Origin of the sequence: uncultured Tessaracoccus sp., assembly GCF_947286155.1 — a bacterium.
Taxonomy (GTDB): Bacteria; Actinomycetota; Actinomycetes; order Propionibacteriales; family Propionibacteriaceae; genus Arachnia.
On the sequence record NZ_CAMYPD010000022.1, the window covers coordinates 12,655 to 28,443 of the forward strand.

The 15,789-nt window shown below is 66.1% G+C and carries 18 protein-coding genes; 4 read left to right on the forward strand and 14 right to left on the reverse strand.

The genetic code is table 11. The features are described from left to right. Positions 1–12 precede the first annotated feature (12 nt). The 9 genes from Q0X68_RS07105 to ssd all read right to left on the reverse strand — a co-directional run bounded on the left by Q0X68_RS07105 (position 13) and on the right by ssd (position 8,568). A complete protein-coding gene (locus tag Q0X68_RS07105) occupies positions 13–1,416 on the reverse strand; it encodes a methyltransferase (protein WP_297749555.1) in 1,404 nt (467 codons plus the stop codon). Between the two features lie 120 nt (positions 1,417–1,536). Next, the gene (locus tag Q0X68_RS07110) at positions 1,537–1,893 is read right to left on the reverse strand and encodes an Rv3654c family TadE-like protein (RefSeq protein WP_297749558.1); all 357 of its coding nucleotides are present in this window, start codon (positions 1,891–1,893) and stop codon (positions 1,537–1,539) included. Beyond that, positions 1,890–2,258 (reverse strand): hypothetical protein, encoded by a 369-nt coding sequence (locus Q0X68_RS07115; protein ID WP_297749561.1) that lies wholly within the window; start codon positions 2,256–2,258, stop codon positions 1,890–1,892. The genes Q0X68_RS07110 and Q0X68_RS07115 overlap by 4 nt, the downstream gene beginning before the upstream one ends. Continuing rightward, positions 2,258–2,500: a DUF4244 domain-containing protein gene (locus tag Q0X68_RS07120; RefSeq protein ID WP_297749564.1), complete on the reverse strand. Its 243-nt coding sequence runs from the start codon at positions 2,498–2,500 to the stop codon at positions 2,258–2,260. Before Q0X68_RS07120 ends, Q0X68_RS07115 begins: the two co-directional genes overlap by 1 nt. A gap of 143 nt (positions 2,501–2,643) precedes the next feature. Further along, positions 2,644–4,887: a DEAD/DEAH box helicase gene (locus Q0X68_RS07125; RefSeq protein ID WP_297749567.1), complete on the reverse strand. Its 2,244-nt coding sequence runs from the start codon at positions 4,885–4,887 to the stop codon at positions 2,644–2,646. Between the two features lie 67 nt (positions 4,888–4,954). Beyond that, entirely contained in the window at positions 4,955–5,671 is a 717-nt protein-coding gene (locus tag Q0X68_RS07130; RefSeq protein WP_297749570.1) for a type II secretion system F family protein, read from the reverse strand. Beyond that, positions 5,668–6,441 (reverse strand): type II secretion system F family protein, encoded by a 774-nt coding sequence (locus Q0X68_RS07135; RefSeq protein ID WP_297749573.1) that lies wholly within the window; start codon positions 6,439–6,441, stop codon positions 5,668–5,670. The genes Q0X68_RS07130 and Q0X68_RS07135 overlap by 4 nt, the downstream gene beginning before the upstream one ends. Continuing rightward, positions 6,435–7,565 carry a TadA family conjugal transfer-associated ATPase gene (locus Q0X68_RS07140; RefSeq protein ID WP_297749575.1) on the reverse strand — a complete coding sequence of 377 codons (1,131 nt, stop codon included), beginning with the start codon at positions 7,563–7,565 and terminating at the stop codon, positions 6,435–6,437. The genes Q0X68_RS07135 and Q0X68_RS07140 overlap by 7 nt, the downstream gene beginning before the upstream one ends. Beyond that, a complete protein-coding gene (ssd, locus tag Q0X68_RS07145) occupies positions 7,558–8,568 on the reverse strand; it encodes a septum site-determining protein Ssd (protein WP_297749577.1) in 1,011 nt (336 codons plus the stop codon). Before ssd ends, Q0X68_RS07140 begins: the two co-directional genes overlap by 8 nt. A 97-nt stretch (positions 8,569–8,665) precedes the next feature. On the opposite strand from ssd, the gene Q0X68_RS07150 reads away from it, so the two are divergent. Together Q0X68_RS07150 and Q0X68_RS07155 are read left to right on the forward strand one after the other, a co-directional pair. Continuing rightward, positions 8,666–9,403 (forward strand): class I SAM-dependent methyltransferase, encoded by a 738-nt coding sequence (locus Q0X68_RS07150; protein WP_297749579.1) that lies wholly within the window; start codon positions 8,666–8,668, stop codon positions 9,401–9,403. Between the two features lie 47 nt (positions 9,404–9,450). Further along, entirely contained in the window at positions 9,451–9,906 is a 456-nt protein-coding gene (locus Q0X68_RS07155; RefSeq protein WP_297749582.1) for a phage holin family protein, read from the forward strand. Here Q0X68_RS07155 and Q0X68_RS07160 read toward each other — a convergent pair. Genes Q0X68_RS07160 through Q0X68_RS07180 form a run of 5 tightly spaced genes read right to left on the reverse strand, consistent with a single transcriptional unit; the run spans position 9,903 to position 12,231 of the window. Continuing rightward, complete coding sequence (locus Q0X68_RS07160; RefSeq protein ID WP_366127953.1) at positions 9,903–10,463, reverse strand: CoA pyrophosphatase; 561 nt, start codon at positions 10,461–10,463, stop codon at positions 9,903–9,905. The genes Q0X68_RS07155 and Q0X68_RS07160 overlap by 4 nt on opposite strands. Before the next feature lie 56 nt (positions 10,464–10,519). Beyond that, positions 10,520–11,101 carry a TlpA disulfide reductase family protein gene (locus tag Q0X68_RS07165; RefSeq protein WP_297749588.1) on the reverse strand — a complete coding sequence of 194 codons (582 nt, stop codon included), beginning with the start codon at positions 11,099–11,101 and terminating at the stop codon, positions 10,520–10,522. Further along, entirely contained in the window at positions 11,098–11,772 is a 675-nt protein-coding gene (gene nth, locus Q0X68_RS07170) for an endonuclease III (protein WP_297749591.1), read from the reverse strand. The genes Q0X68_RS07165 and nth overlap by 4 nt, the downstream gene beginning before the upstream one ends. 3 nt (positions 11,773–11,775) lie before the next feature. After that, positions 11,776–11,934 carry a hypothetical protein gene (locus Q0X68_RS07175; RefSeq protein WP_174202235.1) on the reverse strand — a complete coding sequence of 53 codons (159 nt, stop codon included), beginning with the start codon at positions 11,932–11,934 and terminating at the stop codon, positions 11,776–11,778. Between the two features lie 36 nt (positions 11,935–11,970). Then, entirely contained in the window at positions 11,971–12,231 is a 261-nt protein-coding gene (locus Q0X68_RS07180; protein WP_108871343.1) for a WhiB family transcriptional regulator, read from the reverse strand. A 143-nt stretch (positions 12,232–12,374) separates the two neighbouring features. Between Q0X68_RS07180 and Q0X68_RS07185 the strand changes: the two genes are divergently transcribed. Continuing rightward, positions 12,375–14,843 (forward strand): transglycosylase domain-containing protein, encoded by a 2,469-nt coding sequence (locus Q0X68_RS07185; protein ID WP_297749596.1) that lies wholly within the window; start codon positions 12,375–12,377, stop codon positions 14,841–14,843. Continuing rightward, entirely contained in the window at positions 14,843–15,748 is a 906-nt protein-coding gene (locus Q0X68_RS07190; RefSeq protein WP_297749599.1) for a metallophosphoesterase, read from the forward strand. Before Q0X68_RS07185 ends, Q0X68_RS07190 begins: the two co-directional genes overlap by 1 nt. Positions 15,749–15,789: the final 41 nt, after the last annotated feature.

Consider the following 15,789-nt stretch of genomic DNA (forward strand, 5'->3'; position numbering starts at 1 on the left):
TCCGGTGGCGTGTCAGCTCCCTTCTGGAACAAGGTACTGCTCTTCGAGGGCCTTGCGCAGTTTGGCAAGCATGTCCACAGTGAATTGCGACGGGTCCAGCTCCAGGATCTGCGCTACCGCGTCGAGCACCTGCTGCACGGTGAGGTCGCCGTCGAGTGCCCCGAGCACGGCGGCGAACCCGGTGTCGGTGGTCATGCCTCGAAGCAGCCCGGTGGTCTGTCTAAAGACGATGTGTTCCGGATCTTCCGCGCCTGGTGCGCCCACGGTCTCTTGGCGCACGTCGACGAGTCGTGGGCGTGAGGCCAGGAGCTGCTCGTCGGGTGCGGTGGCTGCGTCGACGGCGGCCCGGTGCCGCGCGAAGACTGGGGCCACCGGTTGTTGGACGGCGTGGGGCCAGGATTCGACGCGAACGTGCGGTGTGGCCCTGCCCGCGTCGGTGACGAGAATCCAGCCCATCCCCACTTCCGCGATGCGCAGTTCGGCGAAATACTCGAGCCATCGTTCATACGCGGGCCGCCACTCGGGCGTGCCGGCGAGCCCAGCGTCGGCGAGCCACATCTCGATATAGCTGTACTTATCGAGGCGCTCCCGCTCTATCACCCACACGTCGAGATTGAGCGGCGCCAGCAGCGAGCGGATGCGTTCATCCCACGTTTGACCCTCCAGAATGGCCCAGTTCGTGAGTAGCTGGAGGCTGCCGTCCGGAGCCAGATGCGCCGGAGCATCGCGGAGAATGGCCTGCAGCAGACCGTCGCCGGTGAAATTCGTCTCTCGGTAGGTTAGCGTCGAGCCGTCCTTCGACGGCGGGCTCATCACGTATGGCGGGTTGGAGACGATGAGGTCGAATTGTTCCCCCGTAACCGGCGAAAACAGCGACCCCTCCCGAACGTCGACGCTGACACCGGTGAGCGCGGCGCTCGCGCGCGCCATGGTGAGCGCTCTGGCGTTGACGTCGGTAGCAACAACGCTCGTCGCGTGCTGGGCGAGGTGCAATGACTGCACCCCGCAGCCGGTGCCGAGGTCGAGCGCCCGCAGGACCGGTGTGCGCATCGTCATTTGTGCCAACGTGGTGGATGCCGGGGAGACGCCCAGCACATAGTCGGGGCGAGTGGGCGTGGTTACCAGGTCAAGGCCTGGGGTCAGGTCGGAGACCACCCAACCCGACGCGCCATCGTCGGGAGAGCCGTACGGCCGGACATCGACGGTGGCCCGAACCCGCCCGTCGTACTCAGCGAGGTACTCGTCGGCTTCTCCTTCCAGGAATGCGACGTCGGAGTTTGGCACGTCCTGCTGCAAGATGAACAGCTTGATGAGCGTGGCGAGCGGATCATGGGCATCGCCGAGTTCGCGGGATGCGGGCACCGTGATGTTGCGTCCGAGCCCGGCTTGGCCAAGCTCACCGATGCGATTCAACACGCCATTTGCCGTGTATCCCGCCTCGGACAATCGGCTGCGCAATGCCATAGGTTCCCTTTCCTCGCTGGCGGTGGTTGCTCTCCACTATTTCTACTGCACATCTGCTCCTGCACCACGTCATCACACGGTTGCTGCAGTGGCTAATCGTTCAATGTGCTCGGGCACAATACCCAGATGCGGCTGGATGTGCGCCACCACCCCCGTTTCGACGACGACGTTCGGCCCCTCGCCGCGCACCACGCAGCGAGAGAGGGTTCCTCCGTTGCGCAGAGCTGCCTGCTTGGAGGCTGCGCAAGGGTCGTCACCCCTGACTGCCGCCGACGCGCCTGCCAGCGCCGCAACTTCTGCGACGCGCTCAGCTTGACGAATGGTGCTGAGCCACGTGATGCACAGGCACGATGCCCCGGCCACGACGGCGGTCACAGCTGCGATGCCCGCCGTCAGCACGGTGCCGACGCCGCGTTCTGCGCGGCTCATGAGTGCGCGCCCGGTTCGTAGGCCATCCATGTGCTGGCACGCACGGGGATATCGCCCAGGCCAATCACCAAGCTGGTCGTAGAGACCGTGACGGTGACGCCGGCGTCGTCGCGTTCCACCTTCACGGCACCTGGTGCCCGTTGTTCAGCTTTGTGGGCCGCGTCGGCGTCGCCGCGAGCGAGTTGCCTGGCGATTTGCGCCGACGACTCTGCCACCGCGGCTTGCGAGACCCCAAGCATGGTCAGCGTCACCAACACGGCTGCCAGCATCGTCGCGGTGACGAAGCCGATGGCGAGTTCGACGGTGACCATGCCGCGGGGTGAGGGGCGACGGCCGGTGCCGCCGCCCGCCAACCCTGCAAGCATTAGAAGCCGAACATCTTTCCGAAGATATCGAAGATGCTGCCGCCCCCGTTGCCGGTGCTGATGTTGTTGAAGATGTTCACCACCCAGTCGAAGAGCATTTTGAAGAACTGGTTGTCGTTGAAGATGCGCAACAGCACCAGTGCTGCTGCGGCGGCCGCGAGCAGCCCGATGGCGTACTCGACGGTGGTGAGGCCGCGTTCGGCCAGACGCTTGACGGTAGTGGTGGTTTTCACGATGTCCATTGGGGTTCCTTCCCTCGAAGCTGCCCGGGAACGTCCCGGACACCCATCGTTATGGCAGCGACACGCCCGAGATTCCCGCCGGGAAGGCGTTCTGTGGATAACTTCGTCGCCTTGATACTGGGCCTGTGGAAGGTGGGCGCAGTTCACGCCTCGAGCACACGCGTCAGCAACACGGTGGCTCGCTCTTTGTCGAGCACCTGGTTCGCGTTGCCGCACTTCGGCGAGACGATGCACGCGGGACAGCCGTCGTCGCAGGGGCAGCGGCGAAGGCGTTCCAGCGTGGCCGTCAGCCACGCGTCAACGACGTCGTAGCCTCGGAAGGCGAACCCTGCGCCGCCGGCGAGACCGTCGTGGACGAAGATGGTGGGCACTCCGGTATCCGGGTGCAGCGCCGTAGAGACGCCCCCAATGTCCCAGCGGTCGCAGGGCGCGAAGGCCGGGAGCAGGCCGATGGCGGTGTGTTCGATGGCGTGCGCTGCGGCGCCCAGCTGCAGCGACCCCCAATCAAGCGCTGCGGTGAGCTCGTCGGGGATCGTGAGCCACACCGCCTGCGTGATGAGCTGCCGACGTGGCATCTCCAGGGGATGTTGGTCCCACACTTCGTGCGTGAGTTCGTCGCGACGCAAGTAGGCCAGCACCTGGGAGGTGAGCCGCACATCGCCGCGATGCACGGTCGCCCCGCCGAGGACACGCGAATCCCGCTCGGAGAGCACCTCGATTTCCGAGCTGGTCTGCGGCTGGGTGTAGTACTTCGGCCGCGCCTCCACCACGAACGCCTGCTTGTCAGCGCGGTCGATCTCGTCGACGAGGAAGCTCTCACCCTGGTGCAGGTACACCGCCCCTGGGTGGGCAACGGCGTCGACGCGCGCTTCGTCGACGGTGCCGACGATCCTCCCCGTGTCGCGCTCGATGAGGTCGTACGGCTTCGCCCCGGCCGATCGCAGCGAGATGAAATCGACGGCGCGGTCGGCCCGCGTCCAGTAGTACTTCCCTCCTCGGTCGCGCAGCACCTTCTGATCCACTAGTTGGCCGACGACAGCACCGTATGCACCACCGAACCAGCGTGCATCGTCCGACGTCAGGGGTAGTTCCTGGGCCGCTGCGGCGAGGTGCGGCCCGAAGACGCGCGGGTTGTCGGGGTGCAGCACAGCCTGCTCGACGGGGGCACGCAGCAGCGCCTCCGGATGGTCGAAGAGGAATCCGTCGAGTGGGTTCTCCCTGGCCAGCACGACGACCAGCGCATCGGTGCCCCGTCGGCCAGCCCGCCCAGCTTGCTGCCACAGCGTGCTCAGCTTTCCCGGATAACCCGCGATGAGTACGGCGTCCATCCCGGCCACGTCAATGCCGAGCTCGAGCGCGTTCGTCGTCGCGACCCCGCGCAGAGCGCCGGTTTGCAGCGCCTGCTCCAAGCTGCGTCGCTCGCCGGGCAGGAAGCCCGCCCGGTAGCTCGCGATGGCCGGGCCTGCGATCTCCTGCGCTTCGAGCGCGACGAGTTCCGCGCCCGTTCTGCTCGCGACGAAGGCGATGGTCTGCGCCCCCGACGCCACCAGGCGTCCGAGGAGGTTGCCTGTGTCTTGGTTGAGCGAGATGGACGGCTTCCACAGTGCTACGACGCGCTTCGGTTTCGGCGCCCCGTCGTGCGTCACGGCTGTGATGGCCGGCTCCCCGATCAGCTTGCCGCCGAATTCGTCCATGCCCGTGGCGGTGCCTGAGGCGAGCAAGAACGTCGGGTTGGCGCCGTAGTGGGCGGCGAGTCGGCGCAGGCGCCGTAGTACGTGCGCGATGTGCGCGCCGAAGACCCCCTGGTAGCGGTGTGCTTCGTCGACGACGACGTAGCGCAGCCCCGACAGCAGCCTGGACCACCGCCGGTGATTGGGCAGCACGGAATAGTGCAGCATGTCCGGATTGGTGAACACGAAACTGGCATGCTCGCGGGCGAATCGTCGCTCGGCCTCATCCGAGTCGCCGTCGACGGCGGTGATGCGCCAATCCGCTGGCCCGAAGGCGGTTGCGGCGCGCACCTGATCGTGGGCGAGAGCCTTCGTCGGAGCGAGATAGAGCGCTGTGTGCTCGGTACGCCGGATGCGCGAGGTGGGCACCTCCACCCCGACGTTGCCCTCCGCCGTCGCCGCGATTACCGGCAACAGGTAGGCCAGCGACTTGCCCGAACCCGTCGAGGTGGTGAGCGCGACGTGCCGCCCGCGATAGGCGAGCTCCGCGAACTCCTGCTGGTGCGTCCACAGCCGCTCGATGCCCTGGTTGGCGCAACGTTGCCGCACCTTAGACGACACCCACGCCGGCCAGTCGCCGTACTCCCCCTCGCTCGCGGGGCGCACGTCGACGGTGGAGACCTCGGGCGCGTCCAGCACCCACGACCAGCTGTGCATGGGCGCACTCTACAACTGCCTTCCGCTCTGATCGGACAGTGCCAGGTGTGCCCCACGCACATGACGATCACCCACCCGAGATGAAGTTCTTGAGCAGGCTGGCGATGATGGGCACCACACCGATGAGCACGAAGGCAGGCAAGAAGCATGCCATGAGCGGAATCACCGACTTCACGCCCACCTTGCGCGCCCGCTTCATGGCGGCGTCGCGCACTTGCATGCGCACGTCGTCGGCATGGATTCGTAGCGACCCCGACAAGCTGGTGCCCGACCGGCTCGCACGCACCATGTCTTTCGCCACAGTCCCCCAGACGGGATGCTGCCCAAGCTCCTCCCAGGCTTCCTCCACGGATCGCCCGACGTTGAGATGAGCGAGCACACGCCGCAGCAATGCTTGCGTGCGGACGGGAGACACGTCGGCGACGGTGTCGAGCGCACCCGAGATGGGCGCCCCGGATTCGAGGCAGACGGCCAGGTACTCCAGGGTGTCGGGCATCTCCTCTCGTTCATGACGGTGGGATACGCGTTTGCGCAGGAGCCCCGTCGCGAGGAAGGTGCCCCCGCCCAGTGCGAGCGCGAGTGCTGGCACGTCAGGTACGCCCACGAGACAGATGCCCACAACGCCAACAGCGGCAGCGGCCCGCCACGACGTCGGATATTGCTCGGCGCGACGGTGTTCGTCGGCCCGACGGGGCGGCCCCACGTCCAGGCGCTGCAGCGCGGCACCAGGGGTAAGGAGCCACGCGCACGCCGCCGCGAGCGCGATCAGCAACGCAGACATCATCGTGCAAGCCTTTCTGTCCAAATCACCCCGAGTGCCGTGAGCCCGACGGCCGTCACCGCGAGCCACTGCCCGAGCGCAGCGCCGAAGATGAACTCCAATGGGTTGCCTCCGGCGACGAAGCCCAACCCGAGTGCGCCGAAGGGAAGCACGGCCATGATGTGTCCCGAGGCTCGGGCCGACGACAACTCCGTTTCGACGACTTCCGCGAGTTGTCGTGCTTGCCGCAACGAGTCGGCGACCTGCTCCAGCACACCCGCCACTGGAGCACCGCTGCGCGCGCTCACCTGCCACGCCGCCGCGACGGACTCGAGCCCTTCCGCACCTGGCAGCTGAGCCGTGCGGCGCAGCGCTGCGGGCACATCTGCGCCCAGTGCCGACGCGTACGCTGCCTCCGTGAGCAGCGGATGGTCGTCAGCCGCTTCCTTCAGGGCCACCGTCGGGATCTGCCCGGAGCGCAGCAGCGACGCCAGGAGCCGCGCCGCATCCGCCACCTGCTGCGAACGTTGGCCGGCTACCTTGGCGCGCCGACGCTCGAGCACCAGCCAGCACACCGTTCCCGCGGCGACGGCGGCCGCCACCGCCCAGCCCAAGCCGCCGAGGCCCAGCAAGAACACCACCACCCCGAACGCCACCAACGCGGCTGCCATCACTGGCGTCACTCGCCAACTGCGTCGTCGGCGAGCGCGGGCGGGTGAGAGTCGTCGAAGGGCTGAGTTCGGGTGCGCGCCGACCGCCAGCCACCCCGTGATGCCGGCAAGGGCCGTCAACATAGCCACTCCTCGACGATGTTCGCTGCCTCTGCGCGTTCCCAGCCGTCGGCGGTGAATATGAGGCCTGGCTGCACGACGACGCCGTCACCGTCGCGCTGGATCACGCCGAGTTCTGCGACTCGACGCCGCCCCTGCGCGTCGCGGCGGACATGCACAACCAGTTTGAGGGCTGCCGCCACCTGGGCGCTACACGCCACCCGGTCGAGCCCTCCGAGCGCCGCGAGCGCTTCGAGCCGTGCGGGCACGTCGCGCACCGAGTTGGCGTGGATGGTGGCGCAGCCGCCCTCGTGCCCGGTGTTGAAGGCCCGGAGCAGGTCGGTGATCTCCCCGCCCCGTACTTCGCCCAACACCACCCGGTCGGGACGCATGCGCAAGGCCTGGCGCACGAGGTCGGTGAGGCTGATAGCACCCGCCCCCTCCGCGTTAGGCGGACGACCCTCCATGCGCACGCAGTGAGGATGATCGGGCACGAGTTCGCGGGCATCCTCCACCAACACGATGCGCTCGCCGTGCGGCACTTCTGCCAGCAAGGCGGCGAGCAGCGTCGTCTTGCCCGAGCCGGTTCCGCCACTGACGAGGAACGGCAGCTTCCGGTGCACCATGGCCCGCAGGAGGCTGGCTCCGCGCTGCGATATCGAACCCGTAGCCACCAGGTCTGCCAGCGAAAATGAACGGGATGCGGGAACACGTAGTGACAAGCATGTTCCGGGCATCGCCACGGGTGCCAGTACGGCGTGGAGGCGTGTACCGTCGGGGAGCCTTCCGTCGACGAACGGCTGCGCATCGTCGAGTCTGCGGCCGGCCGTCGCTGCGAGTCGAATGGCCAAGCGACGCACCTGCTCATCGTCGAGGAAAGTAACCGACGCGCGCTCGAGCCCCGCCCCAGCGTCGACGAACACGTCGGCGGGGCCGTTAACGACGACGTCACTCACCCCAGGCTTGCTGAGCAGCTCCTCGAGTGGGCCCGCGCCGATGGAGTCGCGTCGCAACATGTCCATCACCGTCAGCACGCGGGCGTCGGTGACCACCTCGCCGAGGCTTCGCATGACCGCCGCCACGTCGCTGGGTCCATAACTGCGTCCCAGCGCACCGAGACGTTCACGAATGCTGGCAATCTCAGCCATGGAAGGCCTCATTCCAGATGGCCGCCACGTCGCGTCGGAACTTCCTCGCAGGCCCGCGCAGGGGCGGCTCCCCCAGCTCAGCAAGGCGCGGCAACGCACGATCTTCGGACAGCGCCCCAGCCAGCGGCACACCCAGCGCGTTGGCGATGGCCTCGACGCCCAGCCGTCGCCCAGGCCCCGAGCGCACCACCAACCCCGACGGTGGACTCGCCGCCGCGGCAGCGCGCATCCGAGCGGCGGCCACACTGCGCACATCTGCGCCTACCACGAGCAGCTGCACCTCCGCGCGAAGGTCGAAACCGCTGCGATCGTCAACCACCACGACGTCAACCTCACGACGCAGCGCTGTGAGCACTGCGTGCGCGGCTTGTGGGTCGGGAAATGCCGGATCGTTGCGGTCGAGGCCAAGTAACAGCAGGCCGTCGACGGACGGTAGCAGCGCCTCGAGCCCGCCGATCTCGCCGCGAGCGCGCGCGAGATCCGACCACCGCACACCTTCATGGGTTTCCCTCCCCACCAGCAGGTCGAGCCCACCGCCGCCGGGCACCAACTCGACGACCGCCGCGCGGGCTCCTCGTCGGACGGCCTCTTGCCCGAGCCCCACGGCGAGTGTGGAAGTGCCGATGCCGCCGACGGCGCCCGTCACGGCGATCGTCCACGCCTGAGTTACCGGACCACCAGCCGCCTCCGCGAGCAGATTCGCCAACTCCGCAGACGCGTGCGGCAGCATCAGCGTCGGACAGCCGAGCTCGGCAGAGGCACTCACCAGCGCCTCCGGATCTCGCCCGACCACATACGTTGCGGTGCGCGTATCGAGCGACGCGGCACGCGCCGCCATCTCGGGCGCGACCAACCGCAGGCGGGCAGCGCGCCACCGCTGATGCATCTCTTCGGTGTCGTGCAACGTATCCACGGGCACGTCGAGCGCGAGCGCTGACGCCTGCACTGCCTCGTGCACGGACACATCACGAGCGAGAACTATGACGGGTGCAAAGTCGTTCATACCTATTGTTATGGCAGCGACACGCCCGAAACTTGCACGGCTCAGAGAATCTGTGGATAACTTCGCACACGGCTAGGCTTGGGGCGAGGAGGTTTCTGTGAGCACGTTTCCCCCTGAAGCACTCGATTGGCTCGCCGTCTGGAGCGGGGTGCGCGGACTCGTCGTCGGCAACGACCTCGCGCTGCCTGGGCGCCTCAGCAACCGCGGCCACCACATCCTCGCGCTCTCGCCGTCGGAGAAGGTGGTGGAACATCACCGACGGGCTCCCGGCGTCGTCGCGCTCCGAGGGCGCGCCGAGGCGATCCCCACCGACCCATTCCAGTTCGAGGTGGTGCTGAGTCACCAAAGCTTCCACACGCTCGACGCCGAACAGGCACTGCCGCAGATCGCCCGCGTGCTTCGGGAAGGCGGCTGCTTCTCCGCGTCGTACCTCATCCGCGACGATTCCGTGCCGTGGGTGCGTCGGCTGGCGGCGCTGCTGCGTCGCTACGACCCGATGGCGATGCGCGGCGACTACGGCCATCAGTCTCTCGAACAGCTGCGCGAATCGCACTACTTCCCGGAGATCGAAACGCGCGCATTCCGTATATGGCAGCCGCTGTCCAGAGATGCGATGCAGGCGATGGTCCGGCGCCAACCGCTGACCCATTCACTTGGGGAGCGGCAGCTCAACCACCTCATCGAGCAAGTGATGGAGCTCTACGACTCCGCAGCGCGCCCCGGCGAAAACTTGAAACTTCCCTTCCAGCTCCTGTGCTGGCGGGCTTGGGTGGACCACGCCGAGCTCACCAACCCCGTGCGCATTCCCGACGACGGATTGGCGATCAAGGTCTGACGCCTGGCCCGAGAGCGCATAGGCTAGGAGGACACGAAAGGAACGAAATGGCTGACAACGTGAAAGACATCAGGGAGAACCTGGGCGACTTCCTGTCCAAGGAAGCCGAACTCGCCAAGGCCGAGCTCGTACCGTCGGCGAAGAAGGCTGGTGTCGGCGCGGGCATGTTCGCCGTGTCGCTCGGCTTCGCGCTCCACGCGGTGTGGATGATCGTCATTGCGCTTGCTGCGCTGTTCACCTGGCTCCTCACGCTGACGGGCCTCAGCCTGGCGCTCTCGCTTATCTTTGGGTTCCTCATTGCCGCGGTGGTGTCGCTCATCTTCGCCGGCATCTTCGCACTCATCGGCATCGGCAATTTCAAGAAGGTCAAGGCGCCTGAAGCCACCATCGCCGAGTTCAAGGCGACGCTGAACGCCATCTCCGATGGATGGGCCCGCAAGAACGATCCGGCGATGCCCGCCAAGCACCCCGATCTCAACGTGGTGCCTGGGGAAAGCGCCTAGTCACGCAAGTATTCAGCTGGGATCGGGACGATATCGTCTCGATCCCAGTTCGTTTCCCAGCCACCCAACCGCAGCACCCAGTCGACGAGGTGCGCGGTGAGCCCCCAGATGAACACGTCGGGCAGCACGAATGCCGGCCCGCGGAACCCCGTCGGGTGCAGCGATGTGCGACGCACCGTCGCCGACGTGAGCACCGACACTGGGCACTGGTGCACGGATGCGGTCTCGCCTGGGTCCATCGCGCGCAGCTCACCGCCCGGCCAAGTGACGACGACGGTGGTGACGTCGAAATTCGATTTCGGCACCCACACGGGAGGCAACTGGCCGAGCACGTCGACGGTCTCACGCTCCAGCCCCACTTCTTCCCACGCCTCACGCAGCGCGGCATCGACGGGGCCGTCGTCACCCGGGTCGATGCGTCCGCCCGGCAGCGCCACCTGGCCTGCGTGGTTGCGCAACGTCGAGGCTCTGCGCACGAACGTGATGCGGGGATCGGGCTCGTCGCTGAGCAACATGACGACAGCGGCCGAGCGTTTCCCGCGCGGCTGGCGGTCCATGTCGACTGCGCGCAGCGGCTGCGGGTTCACGAGTGCGTCTCGCAGCGTCGCAAACGTCACAGATGCTCCGTAATCAGCTGTTCGAGCTGCGCGCTGGATTTCAGCACACCGGGGTGCGTGTACACGACGCGGCCTGCGGCGTCGACGAACAGCGTCATGGGGATGCCGGGCATGTTCAGTTCGGCACGCAGTTCCTTGTCCATGTCTTGTACGTGCGGGTATGGCCACTGCACGACGGAGGCGAATTCGAGCGCCCAGTCGGGTTTCGGGTCGTTGTAGTTGATGCCGAGGAAGACGACGTCGTCGCGTTTCCTGGCCGCTTCACGAAGGAAGGGAGCCTCTTCCCGGCACGGCGCGCACCACTGCGCCCACAGGTTGATGACCATCGGCTCGCGAGGCAGCCCGGCGAGGTTGACGACTTTGTCGGAGCCCAGACAGGGCAGCGCCGTGCGCGGCAGACCGCCTTTGACGGGTTCGGCATCGGCGTCGCTCGTCGGGCAATCGGGAATCCCGTACTGTTCCCTCAACGCGCGCAGATCGCTCGACGACACAGGCGACGAGGAGGGCGAGGGTTCCGACGAGGCGCAGCCGGCGACGCAGAGCACAGCCGCGACGAGCGCTGCCAGCCGCGCCCTCACCGGCTCGTCCCCCGCACTACGAGTGCCGCTGCGTTTGCCGAGTCTTGCTCGCCGCAATCGTTACTCGGGCACACATCGACGACGGGGCACGCCCCGCATGCAGGGCGCCTGGCGTGACACACCCGTCGACCGTGCGCGATGAGCACGTGCGACATGGCGGTCCACCGCTCGCGGGGCAACAACTCCATGAGCCGCCGTTCGACGACGTCGGGGTTGCGTGAATCCACCCAGCCGAGCCGGTTACTCACGCGCATGACGTGCGTATCGGAGGTGATGCCCGGCACGTCGAAGGCGTTGCCGAGCACGACGTTCGCCGTCTTGCGCCCCACGCCTGGCAGTGCGACGAGCTGCTCGAGCATGTCAGGAACCGCGCCGGCATACTCGTCGACGATCATCCGAGAAAGGCCGACGAGGGCCGCCGCCTTGTTGCGATACATGCCCACCGGACGGATGATGCTCTCCACCCGTTCCGGGCTGGCGACGGCCAGCGCCTCGGCGTCGGGGAACTCGGCGAACAGCTCCGGCGTGACGGCGTTCACCCGCACGTCAGTGGATTGCGCGGACAACACCGTTGCGACGAGCAACTCAAATGGCGTCGTGAAGTCAAGCTCGCATCGAGCATCAGGGTATGCCGCAGCGAGCTGGTCCGCGACGCGCGCCGCGGACTCCATCGATTAGCTCTCGAGTGGGCGCTTGAAGTAGCCGACGAGGGTGTCGGGGTTTGGTCCGGGCGCGAGGGTCACGAGCTCCCAGCCTTCGGAACCGAAGTTGTTGAGGATCTGCTGCGCGACGTGCGACAGGATCGGTGCAGTGAAGTACTCCCATTTCGTCATGGCAATCAGCCTAGCCAGCCAGGGCAACCATGCCGACTAGCGACAGAGCACGGCATGCCAATCGGTGATGTCAGGGCGGGCGCGCAGCAGCGCGCGACGCTCACGCTCAGTCATGCCTCCCCACACTCCCCATTCGATACGGTTGTCGAGCGCCTCCGCGAGGCATTCCGACCGGACGGGGCAATCTCGGCACACAACTCGGGCACGCTTTTGGTCTTTGCCCTCGGGAAACAGTGCATCGGCTAGATCACGGCAGTTGGCTCGAAGCGTCCATTCACTCACTTCTGCAAGAGACATGCTCTGCCCTCCTTTGCGCAGGTTGTCCGGTGTCTTGAACCTTACCAGGTCACGACGAGGTAACGGAAGCGCCAGTGGGCTGCGAAAAGCTCACCAATGTGGAAATGCGGGGTTTATTTCGAGCGTCCCGTAGACTGGACGCCATGAAATCGGCGAAATTGAGCGAGAAGGCGTATGCCCTCTTCATGTTCCTGGCAGTCAGCCTGCTTGCCGGCGTGCTGCTGAGCGGAGTGGCGGTGCCGTTCGTCGCGATGGCAAGTGGAGCGACGAAGGTCGCCAAGCAGTCGTTGGAGTACCTGCCCGCCGAGTTCGAAACCCCACCGCAGTCGCAGCGTTCTCGAATCCTGATGGCGAATGGCGAGGTGCTCTCCACGTTCTTCGAGGAGAACCGCATCTACAAACCGCTCGATGAGATCTCGCCCCTGATGCAGCAGGCGCAGATCGCTATTGAAGATCACCGCTTCTACGAGCACGGTGCTGTAGACCCTGAGGGCATGGTTCGAGCGTTCTTCAAGACGATTTCAGGCGACACCCAGGGTGCTTCGACGCTCACCCAGCAGTACGTGAAGCTCGTGCGTGTCGAACAGGCGAAGTACAGCAACGACCCGCAAGCGGCGAAGGAAGCCGTCGAGGTGTCGATCGAGCGCAAGATTCACGAGGCACGCTACGCCTTCGCCGTCGAAGAAAAGCTCACAAAAGACGAGATCCTCGAGCGATACCTCAACATCGCTTACTACGGCAACGGCGCCTACGGCGTCGAGGCCGCCGCGCAGCAGTACTTCGGCATCCCTGCGAAGGATCTCAACCTCCCTCAGAGCGCCTTGCTCGCTGGCCTGGTACAGAACCCCGTCGGACTAAACCCAGTGAGGAACGAGCAGAAGGCCTTGCAGCGTCGCAATGTGGTGCTCCAGCGTCTCGCCGACGAAGGGTATGTGACACAGGCTGAAGCCGATGAGGCGAAGAAGACGGGCTTCGACCAGAAGAAGGTCACACGCACCCCGAACGGCTGCATCACGTCGAAGTACCCGTTCCTATGCGATTACGTGACACACACGCTGCTCAGCGGCCAGGTGGAAGGCCTGGGCGACACTCGAGAAGAGCGACGCAACACGTTGCGCCGCGGCGGCCTCACGATCCAGACGCTGATCAACCCCGCCGCGCAGGATGCGGCGGAGAAGGCTGTGGCGGACATGATCGCTCCGACCGACCCCATCCTCGCGAACACCGTGTTGTTGGAGCCGAAGACCGGCCTCATCGTCGCGATGGCGCAGAGCCGCCCGGTGATGGGCGATGACAGGGCTAAGGGCGAGACGTATTACAACTACAACGTCACCCAGGCGATGGGCGGCGCGGAAGGCTTCCAGTCGGGTTCGACGATGAAAGTGTTCGCCTCGGCCGCCGCGCTGCAGGGCGGTATGTCGATGACGCACACGATCAACGCGCCCGGCACCCTCACCGATCTCGCCGGCACTCGGTGGAAGGGCTGCGATGGCACTTCGATTGTCGACAAAAATTACACGCCGAGCAACCTCGGGCGACGCGGCTACGGCAACATCACAATGACCGAGGCGTTGAGGAACTCCGTCAACACCTATTTCCTCCGCCTCACGCAGGCGATGGGCAACTGCCCCGCTATTGAGATGGCGCAGAAGTCGGGCGTGGTGCGCGCTGATGGCGTCGACATGAAGGAGCAGGAGTCGTACTACCCGTCGTGGGTGCTCGGCACGAGCTATGTCACTCCCCTGGCGATGGCCGAAGGGTACGCGACGTTCGCGAACCGCGGTGTCCACTGCAAGCCCCGTATCCTCAAGTCGATCAAGACCGCGAGTGGTGCCGAGATTCCGGTGCCCGATGGGAACTGCGAGCGCGTGATGGATGAAGGCGTCGCGGATGCGATGAGCAAGATGCTGTCGAACGTGATGACCAACGGTACTGGTCGCCCAGCAGCCCTGAGGGATGGCCGGCCGCAGGCTGGCAAAACGGGTACGACGCAGAGCGCCGCGGCAGTTTGGTTTGCCGGGTACACGCCCGAGATGGCGGGCGTCGGCATGCTCGCGGTCGACAGCGGTTTCCCCAAGGAGCAGCGCCGCAAATCGCTGACCGGCTTCAGGATGCATAACGGCCAGTACCTCCGCGGTACGGGTGGTGGCGACGCCGGCCAGATTTGGCGCGCGGCCATGACTGCCGCGCTCAAAGACAAACCGAAGACGAAGTTCGTCGAACCGGGCGAGAAGGTGAAGGAAGGCAAGAAGGTACCCGTGCCGGACGTCTCAGGTATGGGCTACGACGAGGCGAAGAGGACGATTGAAGCCGCCGGGTTCAGTACGCAGCGGTTGAGCGTCTACTCGTCGCACCGTTCGGGCACCTTCCTTGGCGCTTCCCCGTCGAAGGAAGCCCCCGTCTACTCGACGATTTCCTTGCGCATCTCCGCAGGCCCCCGCCCGGCGCCGAAACCTAAGCCCAAGCCGGAGCCGAAACCTAAGCCCAAGCCAGAGCCGAAACCTCAGCCGACCCAACCCGACAAGCCCGACACGCAGCCGGCTCCGCCTCCCAACGACAATCAGCAGCAGCCGGCGCCTGTGCCACCGGCTCCGAGTGAAGGTGGCGGATAGTGCACGCTGCAGTGAAATGCGCCGGCGCCCTGGTCGGTGCCGGCGCCACTGCGTTCGGTTGGGCTCTCGCAGAAGCGCACTTGTTCACGCTGCGACGGGCCAGCCTGCCTGTGTTGCCGCCGGGCAGCGAGAACATCAAGGTGCTGCACATCTCCGATCTACACTTGCTGCCCCGCCAGCGCGACAAGTTGCGCTTCGTTCGCGGATTGGCGTCGCTCAACCCCGACCTCGTCATCGACACTGGCGACAACATCAGCAGCGCATCAGCCATCGGCCCCTTGCGCGAAGCCCTCGACGGGCTGCGCGGTGTGCCCGGCGTGTTCGTATTCGGGTCCAACGACTACCAGGCGCCCCGTTTCAAGAATCCCCTCCGCTATGTCACCACCGGAAGATCTACAGCCACCCCCGACGACGTCGTGCCCTCGCTGCCCACCGGTGAACTGCGCGAAGCTCTGGAGTCACTCGGTTGGGTGGATCTCACGCATCGCCGCCATACCCTGCAGCTGCGCGGGTTGACCGTCGAGTTTCGTGGCACCGACGACGCCCACCATGACCGCGATGACTACACCGCTGTGGCCGGTACGCCTGCACCCGACGTCGACCTCGCCATTGGTGTCACGCACGCCCCCTACCTACGGTTGCTCGATGCTATGACGTCCGACGGCGTCGCTGCCATTTTCGCCGGCCACACGCATGGCGGGCAGGTGTGCGTGCCTGGCTACGGAGCGCTCACCACGAATTGCGACCTCGAGCCTGGCCGCGTGCGCGGCGCGAGCACGCACACCGTCGACGGACAGACGGCCCACCTGCACGTCTCCGCAGGGCTTGGCACCTCACCTTTTGCGCCGATCCGCTTCGCCTGTCGCCCGGAGGCAAGCCTCGTGACGTTGGCACCGCGGGGTTGACCGGCATTTGGCACCACCGCCGGCAACTGCGCTATGCTGAT